This is a genomic window from Rhizobium sp. IBUN, assembly GCF_000510625.1.
In the GTDB taxonomy this organism is placed as follows: domain Bacteria; phylum Pseudomonadota; class Alphaproteobacteria; order Rhizobiales; family Rhizobiaceae; genus Rhizobium; species Rhizobium altiplani.
Genome location: NZ_AZNV01000015.1, coordinates 67,645 through 91,199, shown reverse-complemented (window position 1 = coordinate 91,199; position 23,555 = coordinate 67,645). Strand labels below are relative to the sequence as shown.

General features: G+C 58.2%; 20 protein-coding genes. 13 read left to right on the top strand and 7 right to left on the bottom strand.

From position 1 onward, the window contains the following. Positions 1 to 61: 61 nt before the first annotated feature. The 4 genes from RHIBUN_RS0115660 to RHIBUN_RS0115645 form a co-directional block, all read right to left on the bottom strand. Positions 62 to 649 carry a YigZ family protein gene (locus tag RHIBUN_RS0115660; RefSeq protein WP_025660258.1) on the bottom strand — a complete coding sequence of 196 codons (588 nt, stop codon included), beginning with the start codon at positions 647 to 649 and terminating at the stop codon, positions 62 to 64. Positions 650 to 754: 105 nt separating this feature from the next. Further along, positions 755 to 1,072 carry a plastocyanin/azurin family copper-binding protein gene (locus tag RHIBUN_RS0115655; protein ID WP_025660257.1) on the bottom strand — a complete coding sequence of 106 codons (318 nt, stop codon included), beginning with the start codon at positions 1,070 to 1,072 and terminating at the stop codon, positions 755 to 757. Between the two features lie 11 nt (positions 1,073 to 1,083). Then, positions 1,084 to 1,608, bottom strand: coding sequence for a DUF4142 domain-containing protein (locus tag RHIBUN_RS0115650; RefSeq protein WP_025660256.1), 525 nt, complete (start codon positions 1,606 to 1,608; stop codon positions 1,084 to 1,086). Positions 1,609 to 1,697: 89 nt separating this feature from the next. Next, positions 1,698 to 2,390 (bottom strand): RNA polymerase sigma factor, encoded by a 693-nt coding sequence (locus RHIBUN_RS0115645; protein ID WP_025660255.1) that lies wholly within the window; start codon positions 2,388 to 2,390, stop codon positions 1,698 to 1,700. A 247-nt stretch (positions 2,391 to 2,637) separates the two neighbouring features. Between RHIBUN_RS0115645 and gabD the strand changes: the two genes are divergently transcribed. The 4 genes from gabD to RHIBUN_RS0115620 all read left to right on the top strand — a co-directional run bounded on the left by gabD (position 2,638) and on the right by RHIBUN_RS0115620 (position 9,342). Further along, entirely contained in the window at positions 2,638 to 4,092 is a 1,455-nt protein-coding gene (gabD, locus tag RHIBUN_RS0115640) for an NADP-dependent succinate-semialdehyde dehydrogenase (RefSeq protein ID WP_025660254.1), read from the top strand. 405 nt (positions 4,093 to 4,497) lie between these two features. After that, complete coding sequence (locus RHIBUN_RS0115630) at positions 4,498 to 6,447, top strand: PrkA family serine protein kinase (protein ID WP_025660253.1); 1,950 nt, start codon at positions 4,498 to 4,500, stop codon at positions 6,445 to 6,447. Between the two features lie 25 nt (positions 6,448 to 6,472). After that, positions 6,473 to 7,789 carry a YeaH/YhbH family protein gene (locus RHIBUN_RS0115625; protein ID WP_025660252.1) on the top strand — a complete coding sequence of 439 codons (1,317 nt, stop codon included), beginning with the start codon at positions 6,473 to 6,475 and terminating at the stop codon, positions 7,787 to 7,789. Between the two features lie 11 nt (positions 7,790 to 7,800). Continuing rightward, entirely contained in the window at positions 7,801 to 9,342 is a 1,542-nt protein-coding gene (locus tag RHIBUN_RS0115620) for a SpoVR family protein (protein ID WP_025660251.1), read from the top strand. Positions 9,343 to 9,549: 207 nt separating this feature from the next. Here RHIBUN_RS0115620 and RHIBUN_RS0115615 read toward each other — a convergent pair whose 3' ends face one another. Further along, the gene (locus tag RHIBUN_RS0115615) at positions 9,550 to 10,827 is read right to left on the bottom strand and encodes a DUF3422 family protein (protein ID WP_025660250.1); all 1,278 of its coding nucleotides are present in this window, start codon (positions 10,825 to 10,827) and stop codon (positions 9,550 to 9,552) included. 494 nt (positions 10,828 to 11,321) lie between these two features. Here RHIBUN_RS0115615 and RHIBUN_RS0115610 point away from each other — a divergent pair, with 494 nt between their 5' ends. Next, positions 11,322 to 11,954 (top strand): hypothetical protein, encoded by a 633-nt coding sequence (locus RHIBUN_RS0115610; protein ID WP_025660249.1) that lies wholly within the window; start codon positions 11,322 to 11,324, stop codon positions 11,952 to 11,954. A 105-nt stretch (positions 11,955 to 12,059) separates the two neighbouring features. Here the strand turns inward: RHIBUN_RS0115610 and RHIBUN_RS0115605 are convergent, their stop codons facing one another. Then, positions 12,060 to 12,497 (bottom strand): hypothetical protein, encoded by a 438-nt coding sequence (locus RHIBUN_RS0115605; RefSeq protein ID WP_025660248.1) that lies wholly within the window; start codon positions 12,495 to 12,497, stop codon positions 12,060 to 12,062. A gap of 707 nt (positions 12,498 to 13,204) precedes the next feature. Here RHIBUN_RS0115605 and RHIBUN_RS0115595 point away from each other — a divergent pair. The 8 genes from RHIBUN_RS0115595 to RHIBUN_RS0115560 all read left to right on the top strand — a co-directional run bounded on the left by RHIBUN_RS0115595 (position 13,205) and on the right by RHIBUN_RS0115560 (position 22,330). After that, positions 13,205 to 14,932: an EAL domain-containing protein gene (locus tag RHIBUN_RS0115595; RefSeq protein WP_025660246.1), complete on the top strand. Its 1,728-nt coding sequence runs from the start codon at positions 13,205 to 13,207 to the stop codon at positions 14,930 to 14,932. 20 nt (positions 14,933 to 14,952) lie between these two features. Next, on the top strand, positions 14,953 to 15,450 hold the full coding sequence (locus RHIBUN_RS0115590; protein WP_037216559.1) for a hypothetical protein: 498 nt from the start codon (positions 14,953 to 14,955) through the stop codon (positions 15,448 to 15,450). Next, positions 15,447 to 16,625 (top strand): class I SAM-dependent methyltransferase, encoded by a 1,179-nt coding sequence (locus RHIBUN_RS0115585; protein ID WP_025660244.1) that lies wholly within the window; start codon positions 15,447 to 15,449, stop codon positions 16,623 to 16,625. Before RHIBUN_RS0115590 ends, RHIBUN_RS0115585 begins: the two co-directional genes overlap by 4 nt. Continuing rightward, positions 16,622 to 18,979: a SpoIIE family protein phosphatase gene (locus tag RHIBUN_RS0115580; protein ID WP_025660243.1), complete on the top strand. Its 2,358-nt coding sequence runs from the start codon at positions 16,622 to 16,624 to the stop codon at positions 18,977 to 18,979. The genes RHIBUN_RS0115585 and RHIBUN_RS0115580 overlap by 4 nt, the downstream gene beginning before the upstream one ends. Before the next feature lie 4 nt (positions 18,980 to 18,983). Further along, complete coding sequence (locus RHIBUN_RS0115575) at positions 18,984 to 19,538, top strand: ATP-binding protein (RefSeq protein WP_025660242.1); 555 nt, start codon at positions 18,984 to 18,986, stop codon at positions 19,536 to 19,538. An 18-nt stretch (positions 19,539 to 19,556) separates the two neighbouring features. Continuing rightward, positions 19,557 to 19,895 carry a hypothetical protein gene (locus RHIBUN_RS0115570; RefSeq protein WP_025660241.1) on the top strand — a complete coding sequence of 113 codons (339 nt, stop codon included), beginning with the start codon at positions 19,557 to 19,559 and terminating at the stop codon, positions 19,893 to 19,895. Positions 19,896 to 20,397: 502 nt separating this feature from the next. After that, positions 20,398 to 21,177 (top strand): ATP-binding cassette domain-containing protein, encoded by a 780-nt coding sequence (locus RHIBUN_RS0115565; RefSeq protein ID WP_025660240.1) that lies wholly within the window; start codon positions 20,398 to 20,400, stop codon positions 21,175 to 21,177. Between the two features lie 175 nt (positions 21,178 to 21,352). Then, entirely contained in the window at positions 21,353 to 22,330 is a 978-nt protein-coding gene (locus RHIBUN_RS0115560; RefSeq protein ID WP_025660239.1) for a L,D-transpeptidase, read from the top strand. Positions 22,331 to 22,486: 156 nt separating this feature from the next. Here the strand turns inward: RHIBUN_RS0115560 and RHIBUN_RS0115555 are convergent, their stop codons facing one another. Further along, positions 22,487 to 23,359: a Hint domain-containing protein gene (locus RHIBUN_RS0115555; protein ID WP_025660238.1), complete on the bottom strand. Its 873-nt coding sequence runs from the start codon at positions 23,357 to 23,359 to the stop codon at positions 22,487 to 22,489. Positions 23,360 to 23,555 lie beyond the last annotated feature (196 nt).

Genomic DNA, 23,555 nt, shown 5'->3' with positions numbered 1-23,555 from the left:
CGGGCCCAGCATTGCTTGCTCGAGCGCTTACTCGATGCTGACCTGAATGCTCGCGCTCGCCCTATTGTTTGAGGGCGAGCGCGCTGCGTCCACTTGTGGTATCGGCAATCAAACGGGCAATCTCGTCCGACCGTGCTTGCGGAAAGCTCACCGTGATCTCCGCGCCAGCCTCGAAGAAAGCCTCGCTGAGGACGTGCACCCCCTCGAAGGCGGCGAGCCTTGCCCTGAGGATCGCAAGGTCGGAAAATCCGGCGCGGATCGTTCCTTCCAAAGTTGGAACGAGTTCGATGAGTTCGCCGGACCGGAGGCAGGCGGCCGCCGTACCGCCATAGGCGCGGATCAAACCACCGGTACCAAGAAGCACACCTCCGAACCAGCGCGTCACGATGACAATGACCTTGTCGAGTGATTGGCCATCGATCGCCTGCAGTATGGGTTTTCCTGCTGTTCCGCTTGGCTCGCCGTCATCGCTGAAACGGTAGGTCTGGCCGATGCGCCAAGCCCAACAATTATGGTTGGCATCGCCATGGCTGCGTACGGCAAGCGCCTCCTTCGCGTCGAGCTCGCTGGCGATCGGAACACCAATCGCCAGAAACCGGCTCTTCTTCACGATTTGCTCAAGGGCTACAGGGCGTTCCAGCGAATACATGAAAGCTGTATAGGGCAGCGCGAAGGCCGAGCGAAGACGAATTCTATCCGCCGATGGTCGGATATGGCGGCGGAGAGTGTCTTCACGCAGCGCCGCGCAGCCTTACTATTGAGAGGGTATCGAGATACGACCCTTCATGTTCGGATGAAAGCGACAATAGTAATCAACCGACGTGGTCGCCTTCAGCACGGCACTTGCGGATTTCCCGGGAGGAATGACCACCTCCCAGTCACCCTTCACGGTCGCCGTATGGGCAAGAATATCCTTGTTGATCCATTCGATCGTGTCGCCTGGCCTTGCGCTGATCTCAGCGGGCGAAAACATCATCTTTTCGATTGTTACAGTGACTGTTTCCGCCCGCACCGGAACGACACCGATGGTCAACGCAGATACCGCAACGATCCACAGATGCCGTCTCAGCATGCTGGTATCTCCTATTTAAGCTCGCCAGCGACATGCTCGGCATGCTGCTGATGGCCCTGGAAGACCTTGAGGCCGGTTTGGAGCAACTCCTTGAGCTCCGCGTTGCTCGCCGACGGGATCAATAGCGTCTCAAGCGCGCCATTGACCTGTTTGTGATAGGCGACCTCGTTGTCGACATAGGCCTTGTCGAAGCTCGCCCCGCTGAGTTTGGCAAGTTTTGCTCGCTCATCGGTTGCAGCCTTGGTCAACGTCTTGCTCGTTTCGTTGTCCTCCGGTGTAACCTTGAGCTTCTTGACCAGTGCAAGAGCCTGCTTGTTCACGGCCTCATGGTCTCGCACCATGTCCTCCGCGAAGGCGACAACATCCTTGTTCTTGGATTTCGAGATCGCAAGTTTTGCGGCCTCGATATCGATAGTGCCGGCCGTATAGGCGATATGCGCGATCTGCGGGTCCGTCGGCTTGTCCGCTGCCCATGCGGGTGGCACAAGTCCGAACAGGCAAAGCGCGGTCAGGGTCGCAATCTGTCGAGTCTGCATAGGAACCTCCTTCGCCCGAACCGGCAAGGCCGGGCATTGTTTTTCTGGAACAGACATTGGATGTCAACCCGACGAGAAGGTTCCCGGAATCAGTCGAGAAAACCGAGACGGCTCATCACCGCCGTCGTCAGGCGTTCGCAACGACGGCCCGCGAAGGGAAATGCGGAAAGGAGCACGGGACCGATCTGCTCGTCGAGGCGCTCCCTTACCAGGCGCCTGGCGCGATGCAGCCGGCTCTTGACGGTCTCGGCCCGCAGGCCGAGCAACGCCGCGGTCTCATCCACATTCAGCCCCTCGATCACTCTTGCGACAAAGACGGTTCGGTAGATATCCGGCAGGGCGTCGGTCGCCTGCTCGACCAATTGCAGAATTTGCCGCTGTGCCATGGTGCGCTCCGGGTCGCCGGTGTTGTCGACTGGAAATCGGAGGATCATCGCTCCGCTGTTTTCGTCGGCAGAACGCGCGACGCCCGCCGCCCGCCGTTTCTTGCGCAGACGTCCGAGAGCTTCGTTGATTACGATGCGCGAAAGCCAGGTCCCGAGCGAGGACTCTCCTCGGAAACGATCGAGATGCGCAAATCCGAGCACATAGGCCTCCTGAACAACGTCCTCCGCCTCGCTGTCATTGCGAACAATGCTTCTTGCCAGACGGTAGAGCCTCTGATTGTGGGCCTTCATGATCGCGCAAAAAGCGTGGCGATCGCGGGCGACCGCGCGGCGCGCCAGCTCGACATCGGCGAGCGTATCGAGTGCTTCGGCCCCATCTGCTTGAATCTGCGACATCGTCATCTCTTTCATGTCACCGCCTTGGCATTGATATAGATGGAGCTCGACGGCAAAGGTTCCCGAAAAATGCGCGCCGGTGTTGAAAACCTCCAACCATTTTCGAGATTGCGCCTCGGCACTGTCCGCGACCCTTTTACCACAACGCGTTTGACAGGGCGGAAGAGGATGGCGACATTGTCGTAAGGCTTGGCCGAGGCGGCCGCGGAGATGCGGAACGGCACAATTTCTCGATGGGATGGACAACATGAACCTCAAGGACCCCACACTCTTTCGGCAGGCAGCCCTGATCGGCGACAGATGGATCGAGGCCGATCCGGCGAATGCGATCGAAGTCAACAATCCGGCGACCGGTGAAGTCATCGGCCGCGTGCCCAAGCTGGGAGCGCCCGAGACAAAAGCCGCGATCGAGGCCGCTCGCGTTGCCCAAAAGGGCTGGGCGGCGCGCACCGCCAAGGAACGCTCGGGCATTCTTCGCAAATGGTTCGAGCTGATGATCGAAAACAAGGACGATCTCGGCCGTATCCTGACGCTTGAACAGGGCAAACCGGTTGCCGAAGCGACCGGCGAGATCGTCTATGGCGCAAGCTTCGTCGAATGGTTCGCGGAGGAAGGGCGGCGGGTCTATGGCGATCTGGTTCCCGGCCACCAACCCGACAAGCGCATCATGGTGATGAAGCAGCCGATCGGCGTGGTTGCCGCGATCACCCCCTGGAATTTCCCGAACGCCATGATCACGCGAAAAGCGGGGCCTGCCTTTGCTGCCGGTTGCGCCATGGTGCTGAAGCCGGCCAGCCAGACGCCCTTCTCGGCCATTGCAATTGCCGTGCTTGCGCAACGCGCCGGGCTTCCGAATGGCCTGTTTTCGGTTGTCACCGGCTCGGCACGCGAGATTGGCGCCGAAATGACCGCCAATCCGACTGTCCGCAAATTGACCTTTACCGGTTCCACGGAAATCGGCGCCGAGCTCTACAAGCAGAGTGCTCCGACAATCAAGAAGCTTGGCCTGGAACTCGGCGGCAATGCACCCTTCATCGTCTTTGACGACGCTGATCTTGATGCCGCCGTTGAAGGTGCGCTGATCGCCAAGTTCCGCAACAATGGCCAGACTTGCGTGTGCGCAAACCGGTTATACGTGCAGGAAGGTGTCTATGATGCTTTCTCACAGAAGCTTGCGGCAGCCGTCGGCAAATTGAAGACCGGCAATGGCTTCGACGAGGGTGTCATTCTGGGACCGCTGATCGACCAGCCAGCGCTGGAGAAGGTCGAGGAACACGTTGCCGATGCGCTCGCCAAGGGAGCGAGCGTCGTACAGGGCGGAAAGCGCCACGTGCTCGGCGGCACTTTCTACGAGGCGACCGTGCTTTCAAATGTCACGAGGGAGATGGCCGTTGCCCGCGAAGAAACCTTCGGGCCGGTGGCGCCGCTGTTCCGCTTCAAGGATGAGGCTGATGTCATCCAGCAGGCAAACGATACCGAGTTTGGCCTGGCCTCGTACTTCTACGCGAAGGATCTGGCTCGCGTTTTCCGCGTCGCCGAGGCCCTCGAATACGGCATGGTTGGTGTCAACACAGGATTGATCTCGACGGCGGAAGCTCCCTTCGGCGGCGTCAAACTCTCCGGCCTTGGCCGTGAGGGTTCCAAATACGGGATAGAAGAATTTATGGAAATTAAATACGTCTGCCTCGGCGGCATCAGCTAGCGCCCGACGGGCGCCAGCTCGCAATTTCCTTTACCGCTTCTTCGCCATGGACGGCACGGGTTCTGGAGCAGCCGTCCACCGGCGCATGATCGCTCAGCGCTGCGATTTTGTTCGCCGACATAGCATTGGCTCGGGATGAAATGCGCTGTTCATAGCGATAGCGTGATTACCTTAGCCATGGTTATTGCACGTCTTTCGTGCCATATTAGCAATCAGCACAGTTCAACATTTGAGTCGCAATCTGGCGCAAGAATGGAGACGATGAGATGCTACATGGCCTACTCGAGCCAAATTCGAATTCCTGTAAGTATTTGAAGGAACGAATGCTAGTTTGTGCCGTTGTCTCAATGAGCGCGCCGACGGGGCGGCAATCCCGCCTCAACCGACAGGCCGCGGGAGAGCATCATGCAAAAAGGTGAAAGTGACGTCTTTGATCTTTTCTCGGAGATTTACACAAGCGCCGCGCAAGAAGAACTAAGTCTACAGGAATACCTGCTTGCCTGCCGCGATGACAAAAGCCTTTATGCGACCGCGCAAGAGCGAATGGTCGAAGCGATCGGCGAGCCGACATTAATCGATACGAGCGCCGATGAGCGGCTAGGGCGGATTTTCGCCAACCGCACAGTCAAGATTTACCCGTCCTTCGCCGACTTCTATGGAATGGAAGATACAATCGAGCGGATTGTCGGCTACTTCAGATACGCCGCGCAAGGGCTCGAGGAGCGAAAGCAGATCCTCTATCTGCTCGGTCCAGTGGGAGGCGGCAAATCGTCGCTCGCCGAGCGCCTGAAGAGACTGATGGAGCAGCGCCCGATCTACACTTTGGCCGTCAATGGCAAGGTCAGCCCCGTCTTCGAATCCCCTCTCGGCCTGTTCCACCCGGAACGGATGGCGGGTCTCTTGGAAGACAAGTACGGGATTGCGCCGCGAAGGCTGACGGGCCTTATCTCGCCCTGGGCGACGAAACGGCTCGACGAGATCGGCGGCGACATTTCGAAATTCAGCGTGGTTAAACTGACGCCCTCGCGTCTGCGACAAATAGCAATTGCGAAGACGGAGCCGGGTGACGAAAACAATCAGGACGTGTCCGCACTCGTCGGCAAAGTGGACATCCGTCAACTTGAAAACTTCAGTCAGGCCGATCCTGATGCCTACTCCTACAGTGGCGGGCTGAACAGAACGACGCAGGGGCTTCTCGAGTTCGTCGAAATGTTCAAGGCCCCGATCAAGGTGCTGCATCCCCTGCTGACCGCCACCCAGGAGGGGAGCTATAATGGTACGGAGAACTTCGGCGCCTTCCCCTTCCAGGGCATTGTCGTTGCTCACTCCAACGAGTCCGAGTGGCTGCAATTCAAGAACAACAAGAACAACGAGGCATTCCTCGACCGCATTCTCGTGGTCAAGGTGCCCTATTGCCTGAGGGTCACCGAAGAACGGCAAATCTACGAAAAGCTGCTTCGTGAAAGCGAGCTGGCAAAGAGCCCATGCGCCCCTGAAGTGCTCGAGAATCTTAGCCGGTTCACCGTTGCGACACGCCTCCATGTTCATGAGAATTCACCGCTCTACACGAAGATGCGCGTCTACGACGGCGAAAACCTGAAGGACACCGATCCCAAGGCCAAGTCGGTGCAGGAGTATCGTGACGCCGCCGGTGTGGATGAGGGCATGACTGGTGTCAGCACCCGTTTTGCCTTCAAGGTGCTGTCGGAAACCTTCAACTACGATACAAAGGAGGTCGCCGCCGACCCGGTCCACCTGATGTACATCTTGGAGCAGGCAATTCGGCGCGAACAATTCCCGAAGGAAACGGAGGCGCGCTACCTGGATTTCATCAAGTCCGAGCTTGCAGCACGCTATGCCGAATTCATCGGTCATGAAATCCAGAAAGCCTATCTGGAATCCTACAGCGAGTATGGACAAAACCTGTTCGACCGGTACATCGCCTATGCCGATGCCTGGCTGGAAGACCAGGATTTCAAGGACTACGACACAGGCCAGATCCTCAACCGCGAAATTCTCGACAGCGAGTTGTCGCAAATCGAGAAGCCGGCGGGCATTGCCAACCCCAAGGACTTCCGAAATGAGGTTGTGAAGTTCACCCTGCGTGCCCGCGCCAAGAACCATGGGCGCAACCCGTCATGGACGAGCTATGAAAAGCTTCGCGAAGTGATCGAGAAGCGCATGTTTGGTCAGGTCGAAGACCTCCTGCCCGTCATCAGCTTCGGCTCCAAGAAGGACAGCTCAACGGAAAAGCAGCACGCGGAATTCGTCGAGCGCATGACGGAACGCGGCTATACTGTTCGCCAGGTCCGGCGGCTCGTCGATTGGTATATGCGGGTCAATAAGGCCGGCTGACGATGCCGAACCGGGGGATTGGCAGATGGCGAATTTTATCGACCGCCGGCTCAACCCGAAGGATAAGAGCCTCGGCAACCGGCAGCGTTTCCTGAACCGCGCCCGCGAGGAGCTCAAGCGGGCGATCAAGGAGCAGGTCAAATCGGACAGGATTGCCGACGTGGACGCCGCCCATGGCGTTCCGATGCCGAAACGCGGCGCCGGCGAGCCGACTTTTCAGCCTGCCTCCGGCAGTGGAGCGCGCGAGTATATTCTGCCCGGAAACAAGGAATATATGGCGGGCGACAAGCTTTCACGACCGCAAGGCGGTGCCGGCGGAAGTGGCAAGGGCGCCGGCCGCGGCGAGAGCGAGGATGACTTTCAGTTCATCCTGTCCCGCGACGAGGTTCTCGACCTTTTCTTCGAGGATCTGGAACTGCCCGACATGGTCAAGTTGAACCTGAAGGAGACGGTGACCTACAAGCCTCACCGCGTCGGCTTCAGCACGGCCGGCACCCCCACGAACATCAATGTCGGGCGGACGATGCGCAACAGCTTCGGCCGCCGGATCGCGCTACAGCGCCCGAGCGAAGCGGCGGTGAAGGCGCTTGCGGAGCAGATCGCCACCTTGGAGGCCGAACCGAACCTGTCGGCACAGGAGCGGCGTCGCCTGCAGGCATTGCGCGAGGAGCTCGAGCAATTGGAACGCAGGCGTCGACGCATCTCCTATGTCGATCCGGTTGATATTCGCTTCAACCGTTTCGAGCGCCAGCCGCTTCCCAATGCCAGCGCGGTGATGTTCTGCCTGATGGACGTGTCGGCCTCGATGGGCGAACGCGAAAAAGACCTCGCGAAACGCTTCTTCGTGCTGCTCCACCTCTTCCTGACCCGCCGTTACGAGCGGATCGATATCGTTTTCATCCGTCATACCGACGAGGCGCGCGAGGTCGACGAGGAGACGTTCTTCTACAGCAAGCAGAGCGGCGGCACGGTCGTTTCCACTGCCCTCGAGGAAATGCTTCGTGTCATCGAGGAACGCTATCCGGCACATCTGTGGAACATCTACGCCGCTCAAGCGTCCGACGGCGACAACATCAGCGGAGATTCCGAACGGTGCGCGGCGCTGCTTCGCGACCACCTGATGCGCCTGTGCCAATATTATGCCTATGTCGAGATCATCGATGAGCGTGAAACCGAAATCTTTGGAGCGACCGACAACGGCACGTCGCTGTGGCGTGCCTATCGCACGGTCGACGGCGAAGTGCCTAACTTCCAGATGACGCGGATCTCCAGACCGGCGGACATCTACCCCGTGTTCCGCAAGCTCTTTACCCGACAGCCTGCCATGCGCACGCGTAAGTAAGGGACGACCGAATGGCGAGACGCTCGAGTTCAGGCCTGCTGTTTGATGGTTCCGACTGGAATTTCACCACCCTTTCGCGCGCCTACGATGCGATAGAGACGGTTGCGCTCGATGAGATGGGACTGGACGTCTATCCCAACCAGTTGGAGATCATTTCCTCCGAGCAGATGCTCGATGCCTATTCGTCGGTTGGCATGCCGCTGATGTATCAGCACTGGTCCTTCGGCAAGCGCTTCATCTTCGAGGATCACTTGTATCGGAAGGGACAGCGCGGCCTCGCCTACGAGTTGGTCATCAACTCCAACCCCTGCATCACCTATCTCATGGAAGAAAACACCATGGCGATGCAGGCGTTGGTGACCGCGCATGCAGCCTTCGGCCACAATCATTTTTTCAAGAACAACTACTTGTTCCGCCAGTGGACGGACGCCGGCTCCATCCTGAGTTATATGGACTTCGCCAAGAAATACATCGCCAAGTGCGAGGAGCGGCATGGATTGAGCGCGGTGGAGGCGATCCTCGATTCAGCGCACGCCCTGATGGACCAGGGCGTCTTCCGCTACCGGCGCCCGCCCCGCCTTTCCTCCGAAAAAGTCAGAGAACGCGCCCGAGAGCGATTGGAATATGAAGAGCAGACCTACAGCGATCTGTGGCGCACGCTGCCGCTGGCAACGGAAAACCGCAATCCGGAAGAGGCCGAACGCGACGCGTCCGAACGCAAGAAGGTTCTCAATCTTCCGGAGGAGAACCTGCTCTACTTCCTGGAAAAGCACAGCCTGATCCTCGATCCCTGGCAGCGCGAACTTCTCAGGATCGTGCGCGTCATTGCGCAATATTTCTATCCACAGCGCCAAACCAAGGTGATGAACGAGGGCTGCGCGACCTTCGTTCACTACACGATCATCAACCGCCTCTTCGATCAGGGCCGGATCAGCGAAGGGGCGATGCTGGAATTGCTGAAAAGCCACTCCAACGTCGTTTTCCAACCGGCCTTCGATGATTCGCGCTTCCCGGGCATCAACCCTTACGCACTGGGATTCGCGATGATGCAGGACATCGAGCGCATCTGCATGGAACCGACGGCGGAAGATCGCGACTGGTTTCCGTCGTTTGCCGGCAACGGCGATTGGCAGGGGACGCTGCTCGACGCCTGGGCGAACCACCGCGACGAGTCCTTCATGCTCCAATATCTGAGCCCGGCGATGATCCGCAAGTTCCGGCTGTTCCTGCTCTCCGATCGCGCCACCGACAGCTATTGCGAAGTATCCGCAATCCATAATGAGCGCGGCTATTCCAGGATCCGCTCGGCGCTGGCCCACAGTTACGACGTCGGGGCCAGACAGCCCGATATCCAGGTTATCGACGTGGACTTGCTAGGTGACCGGCAACTTCGGCTACAGCATAATGTGAAGAACGGCATCCTCCTGGAAGAGAGAACCCGTGATGCCACGCTCGGCCATATTCGCCACCTCTGGGGTTACGACGTGAGCCTGAGTGGTGTCGATGCTGGAACGGGCGCGGCGCTCTACGAGTGTTCGACGGCGCAACTCTGAAGCCAGCTGGGAACCGTGGGAGCCATGCGGCTTACGGTCATCGAAAGCGCTTGCCCACCGGATCGAACGCGTGTTAGCCGACTTCCTTTACGACGGCTCCCTTGTGTGCGTCCCGGGAAGCATGGTGCCGTCCATGACGGACTTCCTGGCATCGTCTGGCCGGCCGACGCGCCCTGACAGGGCGATGGCAGCCTACGACGCCAAACGTCAACGCTTGTCCTCTTCGGCATGTCTTCGCCGGATGCTCCGCACGACGAGCCACATGCCGGCAACCACGATCGGTACCGAGAGACCTGTCAGCGTCTCGGGGGACACCTCGAAGCCGACATTGTGCGCACCCTTTGCCACATAGCCGAAGAGCCCGACGACGTAGTAAGAGATTGCCGCCACCGACAGGCCTTCGACGGTCTGCTGCAAACGCAGCTGCAGTTGCGCCCGGCGGTCCATCGAATTCAGCACCGTCGTATTGATACGCTCGAGTTCGACGTCGATCCAGCTTCGCAGCAGGGCCGTGGCTCGGGCAAGCTTGCGCGAAAGGTTCGCCTGGCGCTCCTCGACCGACTGACAGGTTCGCATGGCCGGCGCCAGTCGTCGTTCGAGGAATGAGCCGAGTGTTTCGCTGCCTGGTATTGCCGTCTCGGCAAGAGCCCGAATGCGCTCCTGAACGATCTCGTAGTAGGCGCGGCTTGCCCCGAACCGATAGAGGCTGAGCGCTGCATTCGCCTCGAGTTCGGCCGCAAGGCGCGTGATCTCGGACAGCATCTGGTCCGCTTCATCCCGTGCATGCAGCTTCATCCGCTGCGTAATGGCCGTCAGGCCGGACTCGATCTGGCGGATTTCGGGCGAGAGTGACTGTGCAAGCGGCAGGCCCATCATCGCCAGCGTGCGATAGGTCTCGATATCGAGAAGCCGCTGGACCAGCGCACCGCGTGCGCTGTCGGACATGCCGCGATCGATCACCAGAAACTTCGTCAATCCGTCGCCATCCTGGCGGAAATCGGTGAGGATCGTTGCCTGACCGTTTCTGAGTTCGCTTCGACACAGGCTGGTCGGATCGAAAACGGCAATTTCCTGCACCGTCTCGGGCGTGTCGGGGCGTATTTCCAAACGAATGCCCGATATGAACGGACCTGGTGGCGAGAAGCTGTCGCCGAAAGGATGAACGGCGATCGGGGCGCCGAACTTCTCTGGTGCGGGGCAATCCCAGAAGTAGGTCGAAAATTCGGTATGGCGTTCCCAGCGCAAGGTGCCCTGGCCCCAGCTTATCGCATGATGGCTGGTCTCGCGGGTCGGCGGAGCAACGCCGCTGGATCGGGAAAGATCGGCAAGCATCTCATGGTCATTGTCACCGGCACTCTCCGTCAGGAACGCGAGCTGGAAGATGACGCGGCGTGCCTGAACGAGCGCATAGGGTCGCGCATGAATTTCCCCCAAGGCGCGTAATCGAAGATCCGCAGGCGGAAAGCCAAAGCTTCCTTGCGTCATGCGTGCGCTCCTTTCGGTGTGTGTTTCCCGCTCATCGCTATCGATACTGTGATTCGGCTGAGCCCGGGAGCGCGACTGAACAACCTCGATTGGTTCACCTCTGATCGGCGCTGACACGTTCAAGTTCTTTTTGCCATTCGCAAAAAGATTTCGAATGTCCATGATCTTATCCCTACATCGGCCCCTCAGCTGGCGGCATGCAAGCATCTCCTCATATGCCTGTCTAGCACGATCGGTCCGCGCGACCGTTTGCCACAGCCACTCCAACCAGCAAGCAACTCATGCTTGAATAGCACCCTATGCGGACAGCCCGGCACCACTCGCCACAAAATCGTGATGGAACAATTCCCGACCCTTGGATTTCAACCTTCGGCGCGACTGTGCTGAACGCGAAAGGCTGTGGAAAGTCAACTTTCGGCACCGTGCCTGGCGCGCAGATCGGGTTTCTGACGCTGCTGTTGTGGTATTGCCCGATCTTACTCGGGAGAGATTCGATGGCCGTAATCGATATTCTGGCGTCCGTGGCTTTTGCCGCAACTATGACTGCGTCCATTTCACCGTCCGAGACAAATGTTCCGGCCTTCCGGCCGCTCGGCGTTTCGCAGGATACTCTGCCGTCAGCGCTCGGCTGCAAACCGATCAATGGCGAGCAGCCGGATACGACAGGTCAGTACTCATGCAACGTTCTGCCTGGCGGAAGCGACCTCTTTGATCAATATGTGCTAGCCTACGTCCACGGCATGGGAATATGCAACGTTGTCGCGATTTCCCGTTACATCGACGATGATCAGCGCGGCACGACGACACGGCAGGTTTACAAGGAGGCGGCTTCGCTTCTCGCTTCCCAGTTCGGGCCAGCGGACGAGAAGGTCGACCATGTCGCCACGTCCAAATTCGGAAAGGACGGCATGTTCCGGCAGGCGGTCATCGCTCAGGAGCGGCAGGTGTTCGAGCAGTGGGACAATCTGAGCACGAAGTTCCAGAATGCCCAGTCGGCCAGCGTCACGATTTCTGGAAGTGAGGACTGGGGACTGGCGGTCTACAGCATTTTTCGCTTTGCCCATAACGATGCCTGCCTGAGCAGCCTGGAGCAGCAGACCGGACTGTCTGGCGAGGATGGTGAGTGATCAGCTAGCTGGCGATCGCTAGCGACAAGCCGGCGACCGCCGGAGCGGCGGCTTGAAGACGGGAGCAGTGATCAGGTGTTCGAATGGCGCCTGGTCTCGTTCCAGTCAAGATGTGAACAGTGCCCGCAGGCGAGCGAATAAACCTGGGCGATCCACGCCAAGAATACCGCGTACATAGTGGGCGGCTGTGGCGGCGCTGACCGTCGCGCCGAAATGGCAGTAGCAAAGAACGTTATGCAGTTCGCCGTCGGTTAGACTGAAGAACTTCTTGGCCTGGCCATAGGTATCGTTCTCAAGCCCCGCTGCTCGCAGGATCGGGTCCTCAAAGGCGACCGAGATCGGGGAGTTATCGCTACGCAGGAGCGATAGCACTGAGGTCGGCTGATGTTCGGTCTGGTAGAGGGTAGCCAGTCGTCGATGCGGGCTCAACTCGAGAAGCTCCACCCAGCGCTCGAGACGCTCGCTTCGTGACATGATGCGGTGCGGATATGCCTGGTCGATATCCGCAATATTCTGCAGTTGCTCCAATGTCTGATGTTTCATGGTGGGCTCCATTCGGCTGAAATTTGCGCAGCCCCATTGCCGCGTACGCCCTGAATAATTGAGCTAGGGGACAGCGAGGCCCAATCAAGATCCTTGCGAAAGGATTTATGCAGGTCGGGAGCAAGTTGCACGACAGTCTGCATTCTATCTGCAGAGCTTGCTGAAGAGCGTTGCTTCGCGTCGGCGACCGCGGCCGAAGCCGAACTCAGCGACAGTTTTGTTTCAATTAAGCGCGGCGGACTTGAACTGGCCCCAGATCGTCTCAGGAATCTCATCATTTTGTCCGGAGACATCTGCAGCTATATGCGAGAGCTGGGTCGACCCGAGTACTGCGGAAAATACCATGGGGTCCCGAAGCGGGAATTGTACTGCTGCCATCGAAATATCCAGCCCCGCGCTCTCAGCTATCCGATGCGCGAGAGCCAGGCCGAGCCTCAATAGGCTCGAGCCGAATGAGCGCGCTTTTGTCCTGGTTACAGGATCCGACGGACCCTCGAAAAACGGTGGCCCGGGTACCGCTTAGCTAACTTCCCTTCTGCGTACATTTCGACAATCGCAGTCTGGTAGAGGGACAATACTGCCCTATGGTAGCGTTTTTGATTGACTGCAACACGGCATACGCTAGCTTTCTTAGAGACTGCTGATTCAGCATGTGTGGGATGCATCGGAAAAACCTAGGCGCAGGCACAACGCGGAGGCCCACCCATATGCCGGAAAATCGTGAGAATTGGCCTACGCTAGTTCCACATGGATCCGAATTCTTCAGCCGTGTCGCAGCTGTTTTCTCGCTATGGGATCTCGACCTCGTTCTTATTGATTGGTCTGAGACGCTCGCGAAACGCTCGGGCTTCAACAGGCAGCAACCCACAAGGCTGGGCGACATTTACCCCATGTTGAAAGCCCCTCCCTCAGCGGACCTCGTACAACTCGTCATCAAAAACGGCACGCCACAATCGCTACGGATAGGTGTGTCGACCGACAACGGCTATGACCTGCTGCTACTGCCGGCAAAGGAGGGATTGGCAGTTATCGAGATCGCCGTTGCTGACCGTATTGAATCGACACCTGCGCATGAGCAGGAACGGGCTCTCCTCTTGCATCAGGCAACCCATGACGCCCTGACCGGGCTTCCCAACCGCCGGCAGTTCAGCGACCAGTTGGGGCGCTTTCTTCCGACCAGCGGCGGATGCGGTCTCGCCCTGATGCAGATTGATCTCGACGACTTCAAGCCGGTGAACGATACCTTGGGACACGGCGCCGGAGACATCGTTCTGAAGCTTGCAGCCGCCAGGATCCGAAGCGTGCTCGGTAGTGGCGAAACAGCCTTCCGACTTGCTGGCGACGAATTTGCCGTCATTCAAACTTCTCACGAGCAGCCCGCAGAGGCAGAACGACTGGCAGATGCGCTTGTTGGCGAATTCAAGAAACCATTCGTGGTGGACGGCATCACTGTCTTCGTGGGAGCCAGTATCGGCATTGCGATCGCGCCCCGTGATGGCGATGAGGGCGAGCAATTGATGAAAGCAGCCGACGTCGCCCTCTACGCTGCCAAAAAGGAAGGACGCCGTCGCGCACGAACCTTCGATCCCAGCATGTTGGTGGTCCTGGAACAACGGGAGTTGCTGAGGCGCAGCCTCAGGGTCGCGCTCCATCATGGCGAGTTCTTCCTCGAATATCAGCCTCTTGTTGACCGCTCACGCACCGTAACCGGCTTCGAGGCTCTCCTACGCTGGCGCCATCCGAGGCTCGGCGTGATTCCTCCCATTGCCTTTATCCCGATGGCAGAGGCAGATGGGCTGATGAGCGAAATCGGCCAATGGGTGCTGGAACAGGCCTGTCGGGAAGCTCTGAGCTGGCCGGACCATTACACCGTTGCCGTCAACTTATCCCCGGCGGAATTCTTGACAGCAGGTTTCACCGATCGCGTGTCGCAAACACTCGATCTTATCGGTCTTCCCGCCGAACGCCTGGAACTCGAGATTACGGAAACCGTCCTTCTGGAGCGCACGATCAACAATCTCGATACTTTGAACACCCTGAACGTGCTTGGCATCCAGATCTCGCTCGACGACTTCGGGACGGAATACTCATCCCTGAGTTACCTGAAGAATTTTCCTTTCGATAACATCAAGATCGACAAATACTTCGTCAACGACCTCCTAAGCGACGAAAAGAGCCGGACGATTGTACGTTCCGTCATTGCGCTCTCGCATGGGCTCGGCATGCGCGTCACTGCCGAAGGCGTGGAGACTGCCGAACAGGCCGCGTGGCTCCTGGAGGAAGGCTGCGACAGACTGCAGGGGCATTTCCTGAGCCCACCGATGCATGTCGATCACATTCGCCAATTCATCGCCCCCCGCAAAGGACGGCGGGGGAACGGCGGCGGGGGCCGGGATGCAACCGGGATGGCGATCGGCCAGGGAGGTGCAGGTTGAAAAGGCAGGAGGCGACGGCGATGGCAGACGCAGCTTTTGAGCAACTCCTCAATCTGGAAATGGAGATGGCAACGTTCACGTCAGACTGGCTGCATTGCGACCAGCTCTCGAACTACGTTGCCCAAATGGTCAGCCATGACCGCCGTGATCCACTGCGCCATTCCAACCTTCTGTCCTCCGCCCTCAACGAACTCCTCGAGATGTCGTTTCGCTCGGAGGCGCAAGAGGGTGAACTAGCATGCGTCTTCTATCGTCATGAACAAGTCGAGCGGATCGAGTTGAGTTTTCCGTGCCGATCGCAACAGCACCGCTTTTACGCTGAACTCGTCCGGGGTCTGAAACACCGTGGAAAACTGGCGAACTACGTGAAGGTCATCGCCGACGAGACGGCTCCCCTGGAACAAGCGATCCTGTTGGGATTGGCGGTCAACTATGATGCGGAGATAGAGCTGCGCGCTTCGGCAGCCGAGGCGCTCACTTTCGTTGTCGACCTGCCTCTTGAAAGGCTCCTCACTTGACCGCGAACAACCCCTCCCCTGTCTTTACGACGCAATTCGACACAAGCAACCAGGAATTCGTGGCAACAGGCGTCTTCCGGCCTCGTTCGATCGCAGACATTGCGGACGATCTGCTTCTGTTGCGCGACAAAATCGAAAAGGTGCACGGCGTCTTCTACGTCAATCTGAAACGCGTCACCCACATGAACAGCACGGCGTTCGGCGCTCTGGCGCGTGTTCTCGTCGATGCCTCGTACTCCCGACCCGAACTCAAGATTGTCGTGCTCGCATCAAGTGTCGTCACATGGGCGACACAGATGTTTCGGCACCTTGGGGAACTTTCGCCCAACATTTCCATGGAGATTTATGACTCTGCTTTCTATCCTGGTCAGGCGTTCGTCGAGGATAAGAGCTTCATACCGATTCTCCGGACCCAGACGAAAATGACCTGGCGTCACGAACGGGCGATTTTGCCACGGCACGGTCTGCGCGGCGGCATGGCGATTGCCGACATTTGCTGCGGCATCGGTGATTTCGCTATGCTTGTCAGGAAAGAATTCGACCCCGCCAGGATTGTCGCGCTTGATCATTCCGTGGCCAGCCTCGAGTATGCGCGCTCCGTAGCGGAAGACTTCTGCGTTCGCGATATCGAATATACCTTTGGCGATGCATCACAGATGCTGTTCGAAAGCGACCAGTTTGATTTTGTGACGTGCCGCCACTCGTTACAGATCTTCGATCGGCCCGAGCTCCTTCTGAGAGAACTCTATCGGATCTGCAAGCCGGGTGGCCGGGTCTACATCACAAACGAAAAGAACTCTCACTGCCTGGGTGAACCGCGCGCCGAAACTATCCAATGGACCTATAACGAGGTCGCCAAGCTCTTTCGCCATTTCGACATGGACGTCGAAATGGGACCAAAGGGTTCTCGCCTCTTGCTGGATACCGGTTTCGAGGATGTAAGGATCGAAAGTTTCATGGTCACCAACCACGACGGCGACCCGCAGGAGTTCGCCGATGTCATTGAAGCCTGGGAAGATGTCTACGCAGGCGATATGTCCGCTAGACGCGGGGACTCTCCCGAGTTCGTCGCCCGCTTCAGGCAGGGCTTCAGGGATCATATCTTTGCAGCGCTTCACCCGAGAGGCTATGCTGGTTGGCCGATCTGGGCGGCGTCGGGGCAGAAGCCGCTATGACCGCTGCGCCAAAGAAGCCAAGCCTCGGATTACGCTCCTTTCGGACGAAATTCATCCTTGTCGTCGGCGGCGCCGTGCTTTTCGATCTTCTTGTCAGCGGCAGCCTGGCGCTCTGGAACGTGCAACGGCTATCGCGTGACGCGACCACTCAAGTCGGAGAAGGGCTTGAAAAGGCAAGCCAAGACTATATTCGCTCGTCCACCGAGTCCACCGTTGCACAGGTTGGGCTGCTTCTTAATCAGGTGCATTCCGACGTTAAGGCGCTCGCTGGCGTCTTGCAGTCGCAGATAGATCGGCCGACGAGGAACAGTAAGGTTGGGGCCGCAATGGCCAAGGCTGATCCCAACGCCGTGACGGTCACTTTCGACAGCGGCGGCGGTTGGGCGCAGAACGCTCCCGGGTCACCATCCGTCGTTAGTGTCTGGGGTTATCTTCTCGACAAGGATCACCATCCGCTGCCGCAAGTGCAGACAGACATCGAAACCAGCGCAGTTCTTGATCTGGTTGCTCCTAACCTCCTGCAAAATGGAGCCTCCAAACTTCAAATGTACTATATCGGTCCGAAAGAGCGGCCGATCTTTAGAACGGCTCCCTATACGGACCAGGCGCAGACGTTCGACAGGCTCTACCCCGGCCACAATAAAGAAAACTTCTGGGCCTTCTTCTTTCCGGGCATCTACGAGTCATGGCAGCAGTGGGCGAGAAATCCAGCCTCACGCCCCGTTCCTGAAGACATTACCCAGACTGCACCGTACACAGACGCGATAACGGGAAAGCTGATCGTCAGCTTTTTTCATCCTCTCTGGACGGCAGATCGCCGCGACGTCGCCGGGATAGCCGGCGCCGACATAACGCTCGACCAGCTGGCCGAAATCGTCGAACACGTGAAGGTCGCCGAAACCGGTTTCGGCTTCCTTGCCATGTCCAACGGCAATGTTGCCGCAATTAACCGGACGGGGGAGAAGATCATCGGCTTGCGCGCGGCAAGCGACGCCACCAACCAGGGCGTGACCGGCGTTGACCGCTCGCTGCGAAACAGTTCGCAGAAAGCTATTGCCTCACTTCCACTCGACGCCGACGGCGTCATTCACCACATTTCACTGAGAGAGAATGGCGAGGATGTGCCCTATCTGGTGGTCACCAAACAGCTCCGCCCATCGAATCTTTGGGTCAACGGTCCGGTTCAACGCGAGGTCATGTCGCTTGGTATCGTCGTACGGGAGCACGAAATTTATGCGTCGCTTATCGCTGCTCGAGAGCAGATAGCGCGTGCCACCAATCGTATCCTGCTTTACCAGATTCTTGCGGTTCTGGTGTCTTTGCTCATCGTTGCGGCCGCAGTATTTGCGGCGTCGAAGCGCATCACTGGCGGGATCAGCGCCTTGGGAGCCGCTGCAAGGAGCATTGAGGCGAAGGACTATTCCGTTCGGGTGGCGATTACCAGCAAGGATGAGGTGGCGCAGGCCGGACTTGCCTTCAATCGCATGGCCGAGCAGATCAGCTTCCATACGGAGAATCTTGAAAAGCTGGTCGATGAACGGACGAAGGAAATCGAGGCGGCAAAGGAAGAAATCGAGGCGTTGAATACGCAGCTGAAGAGCGAGAACCTGCGCCTCGGCGCAGAGCTCGATGTAGCACGCCACATCCAGATGATGGTTTTGCCGCGGCCGGCTGAGCTTGGAGCGGTCGAACACCTCGATATTGCCGCCTATATGCGTCCGGCCGACGAGGTTGGTGGCGACTATTATGATGTCCTGCAAAACGGCCGAAGCCTGAAGATCGGCATTGGCGATGTAACCGGTCACGGGCTGGAAAGCGGCGTGCTGATGCTGATGGTGCAGTCGGTCGCCCGTGCCCTCCAGGAAGCCGGAGAAACCGATCCTTCGAAATTCCTCGCGCATCTCAATCGGGCGATATTCAAGAATATCGAGAGGACAAAAACCGACAAGCACCTCACTTTGTCATTTCTTGACTATGACGGCGATCGCCTCACCATTTCAGGACAGCATGAAGACCTTATCGTCATCCGCAAGACAGGTGAAGTCGAGCGGATCGATACCGGTGACCTCGGTCTGCCGGTTGGGCTTGAATCCGATATTTCGCCTTTTGTTGATACTCGCGAGATATCGTTCAAGCAGGGCGACCTTATCGTGCTCCACACGGACGGTGTTACGGAAGCCGAAAATCCGCGTGGCGAGCTGTTTGGCATCGACCGGCTCTGTCAGAGTGCGCGGCTTCTTCATGGCCAGACCGCGGAGGAAGTGAAGGATGGTATCGTCGAAGGTTTGATGGCCTACATCGGAACTCAAAAAATACATGATGACATCACGCTGGTCGTGATGCGGCATAGGTGATGACATGGCGGTCGTACTCTATGGGCAGGAACACCTCGCCTCCTCCACTGCAGCCCACGCAATTCGGCTTAGGTTGCTTGATGGCCCACTTGATCTGGCCTGGAAGCACTCCGGCATGACGTCTGATTTCATTGCAGAAATGATGGTCTCAAGGTTTCGGCCGCCGAAACGGATCTACAACCAGCTCAAACAGGACATCGGTTACCTTGCAAACGAGCTGATAGAGAACGCTATTAAGTTTCGCATTCGCGGCGAAGTGGTTGTCGAAGCCCTGGCGCAAGCCGATTGTTTGCGGCTTAGGGTGTCCAATTTCGTTGACCGTGAAACGGCTGGTAGATTCAAGCAACTGCTCCGCAAGGTAACGAGCGGTGATCCGAGCGAGCTGCTTATCAGGCAGATCGAAGCAAACGCCACGGCCACGTCAGGCAATGCATCGGGCCTCGGATTGTTGACCCTGATGAGCGACTACGAGGTGCAATTGGCCTGGCTCTTCCACGAGGACGACCCTTACGACCGAACACGACTTGAAACCTATGCAGCTATGTCAATTCCGGCATGAAACAGCAAGAGGTGCGCGATGGAAATTAGAGAAGAAGCCTACCGCGTCTGGTCCGAAGGCAGCACCGTCTATTTCGATGGGACAATGCGATTATCGGGGCCTGACGCTTACGCCCCGGTCCAAGAACTCGCCATGAAGGCGCTCGAAAACGGCAGCGGCAAAACCACTTTGGACCTGACGGGGTTGGAGTTCCTCAATTCCTCCGGCATAAATCTGCTTGCCAAGCTGACAATCGAAGCGCGCAAACGCCCGGAGATCCATTTGACCGTTCTGGGTTCCTCCCAAATTTCGTGGCAGACGAAATCGCTACCCAATCTGAAGAAGCTGCACCCCGGCGTCGATCTGAGGATGACCTGACAGCCGCCTGTGCGGCCGCGCAGAACGGGCGGCGGGTCTCTCTCTGGTCCGCTTGGTGCTCTGGTGCTCCCTTCGTGAGTAATGCCGTTGCAACCACTTGCGCTGGCAGTTCTGGTCTCATTGCCAGCAATTCACCGGCCAAACCAGTCGCAGACGGCACCGTCAACGCACGTTTGCTCTCGTCAACGCTCCCATCGATGGCGCAATTGCAGAGAAGACGACTGCGCAGTGCTTGCCTCGCTTGATGCGGAGCGCAACACGGCGCGCGAGCGCGTTCGCTAGGATGCAACTTGACCAGCTCGATTTCGGCCGCTGTTTGCGAATGCGCGGAAAGTGCCCACCTCTTTAAGACGGCGTCCGGGGCAACCTGTCTCAAGGCGGCAAAGCTTCACTTCGAAATAATTGCTCGCCAGAGAATATATAAGTTGACAGTAACGGTAAAGTTTTGCACGAGCGCGTACAGAGCCGCGATCGCTATCTGGTGCAAGCAAAGAGAAGCCGCATGTCGACACCCTTCCTGACAACGTCACAGATTGCCTATCACGCGGCAGGAAAGAGCATCCTTTCCGGGATAGACCTGACATTGACGAGCGGACGCATCTGCGGTCTGGTTGGGCAGAACGGTAGCGGCAAGAGCACGCTTCTAAAAATCATGGCCCGAGAGATTGCCCCGACATCAGGTGGGGTCGAGCTGAAAGGCGAGGCGATTTCGCGCTGGGACGCCAGACCCTTCGCCCGGCAGGTTGCCTACATGCCGCAATTCACACCAGCGACCGATAGCATGACGGTTCGTGAACTGGTGGCGCTTGGCCGATTCCCGTGGCACGGCACGCTCGGCCGTTTCACCAGCGCCGATCAGAAACTCGTCGACGAGGCCATAGAACGAACCGATCTCGAGCGTTTTGCAGACAGCCCGGTCGCAAGCATGTCCGGCGGCGAGCGGCAACGCGCCTGGATCGCCATGATGCTGGCGCAGAACGCGCAGTGCCTGCTTCTTGATGAGCCGACCTCCGCGCTGGATCTGCTACACCAGGACAGCGTGCTGGCACTGCTGCGCGAACTCAGCCACGAGCGCCGGCTAACGATTGTCGTCGTCCTCCACGATATCAATCTGGCCGCCCGCTATTGCGACGAGATCGTGGCCTTGAGGAAAGGCCGCATCTCGGCACACGGCACGCCAGCCGACATCGTAAGGTCCGATGTGCTCAAATCGGTCTTCGATCTGGAAATGGGTGTCTTTCCGCATCCGGTCAGCAACGATCCGATCAGCTACGTTCTCTAAGCCGTAGTCTTGCGATCCGGCTTTGACCGAGACTCCACTCAGTGAGCTGTAATAGAGCCGCGGTGCAGTGAACCGCGTGAAAGCATTCTGCATACCATTTGATGATATTGAACTCCCGCCTGCCTCAACGGACGCCGCCGTTGGAACAACTTGGCCAGTCGTAGATTTCACGCTCATGAAAACAACGATCTTTCTCGTCGTGTCGCTGACCCTGGGCCTGCTTGGCAACGCAAGCGCCCAGGATCTTGGTGCGGAAACCATCAACGGTGCCTCGCTCGACTCCATTCCAGCCGAGCGACCAGCCAAAGCCTCCCCTCAACCAGAGCCTGCTGTTATTCGTCTGCAGGTGCTTCTGGATCGCTTGGGGTCGTCTCCCGGGGTGATAGACGGGCATTACGGCGAGAACGTCACCAAGGCGATCGCTGGCCTGGAAGCCATGCGGGGCATCCCGACCGATGGAAAGCTGGATCCTGAGGTCATTCGCCTCTTGCTTGACGACCAGCCAGTCATCGGGGCCTATGTAATCTCCCCGGAAGACACACAAGATCTCGTCGACCGCATTCCCAAAGACTACGCCAGGCAAGCCAGGATGAGGTACCTCGGATATACAAGTGTTGCCGAGAAACTGTCCGAGCGTTTTCACATGGACATCGATCTTCTGAAGGCACTGAACGCCGGCACGCCGTTTACGGTCGGAAAGACAATACTGGTGGCGATGCCCGGCAACGCGAAAGAAGATATGGTGAAGAGGATTGAAGTGCGACGACGAATTGGGCAAGTCCTGGCGTTTGGCAAGGATGGCTCCCTGCTGGCCGTTTATCCCGCCACGATCGGCAGCAGGCAAACGCCTTCGCCGTCAGGAACCCACAAGGTCAAGGGCGTCGCGCGAATGCCGCCATACAGTTACGATCCGAAAATCAACTTTCAGCAGGGAAAGAACAAAAGGCCCCTAACGCTGCCCAAAGGTCCGAACGGCCCGGTTGGAACCATCTGGATCGATCTGACAGAGCCGACCTATGGAATTCACGGCACACCGGAACCCTCCCTTATCGACAAGATCGGATCACATGGATGCGTCCGCCTGACCAACTGGGACGCCGAGGAATTGGCCGCGATGGTAAAACCAGGCGTGACTGTCGAGTTTGTCGACTGACGCGAGCCTGTCAGATGTCTTGCTGACGAGGCCCAGCGCTTTCTCGTCACATGGGACACCACGTCGCTCGATGAGGTGTTCGACAGCCGACACGGCTGGCCGGCGAACAGGCCTCGATCTTGCTATCCCTTTGCCGGAGGCGCCAGCGGCGCGGTATCAGCTCGACAGTTCCCTGGCGCGGGCGTTGATCTTCTCGCATGCCTCTTCGTATGGGTCACGCATCGGGATCAAACGCGACGCACCAAGCAGCAAAAGCGATTTCAAATGCTTCCAACCGCCTTCCTCGCCGGCAACCGGGGCATAGGACGTCATTGCCGTGCGGCCCTCAGCGGCATAGAGGCGCTCGTACTCTGCAAAGTTTGAGAAGTTTTCGTGATTGTCGCTTGAAATGTGGAACGTCTCGGCCGCGGCGCCTTCGGCAAGAACTACCTCATGAGTATCGAGCAGGACCGCATAGTACTCGATCATCGTGTCGTCGGCAGGAAGGATCGGCGCAATCGTCGTACCGTTCACGAGATCACGCACCCGGATCAAAACGCCATTCAGGAACAGAGCATGACCTGGCGATAGATAGAGATCAGAATGTGGCGCGCAATCATCCAGCGCATGGCGCAAGACCCGGATCGGCACGACACCCTCCTGCCAGCGTGCACCGCTCTTCTTGAACACCTGGCGACCGACCCATTTGATCCGTCGGGCATCTCCGTCCGCAAGCGCCACGCGATCACCGATGCGAAGATCCTCAACACGCTTTTCACCGCGATCGGTGAGGATCGACGTCCCGCGCAGGAAGCACTGCGCGCCGCCGCCACCGCCGCCACCGCCAGCGTTTCCACCAGAATTGCCGTTCCCGCCTCCACCGGAGTGACCGCGCCCCCAGCGCCGGCCCATGGCACGCGCAGGAGACGATGAGACCGCCGCTGCTATGGTTGCGACGCTCGCGAAACGTGCACCGGCCGCAGCCGCCACACCTAGAAAATGCCTGCGCGCGGTATTGAGGGGCAACTTCCGATCATCGGGAGATGACATGCTAGCTTCCTTTGAAAAAAGAGTGACGCCAGCACAAGTTACAATAAGTTGCATCGCGTTGAACTTCGCAGAATAGCGCTGCCGCCTACCGAAAAGGTAGTATGCATCGATAGTCAGCTGTGATCAGGCAAAAGCACTTAGAGCTTCGCCCACTCTCGTTGTCCGGAAGCTTCGGCCGTCTTGCGAATTCCCTTCG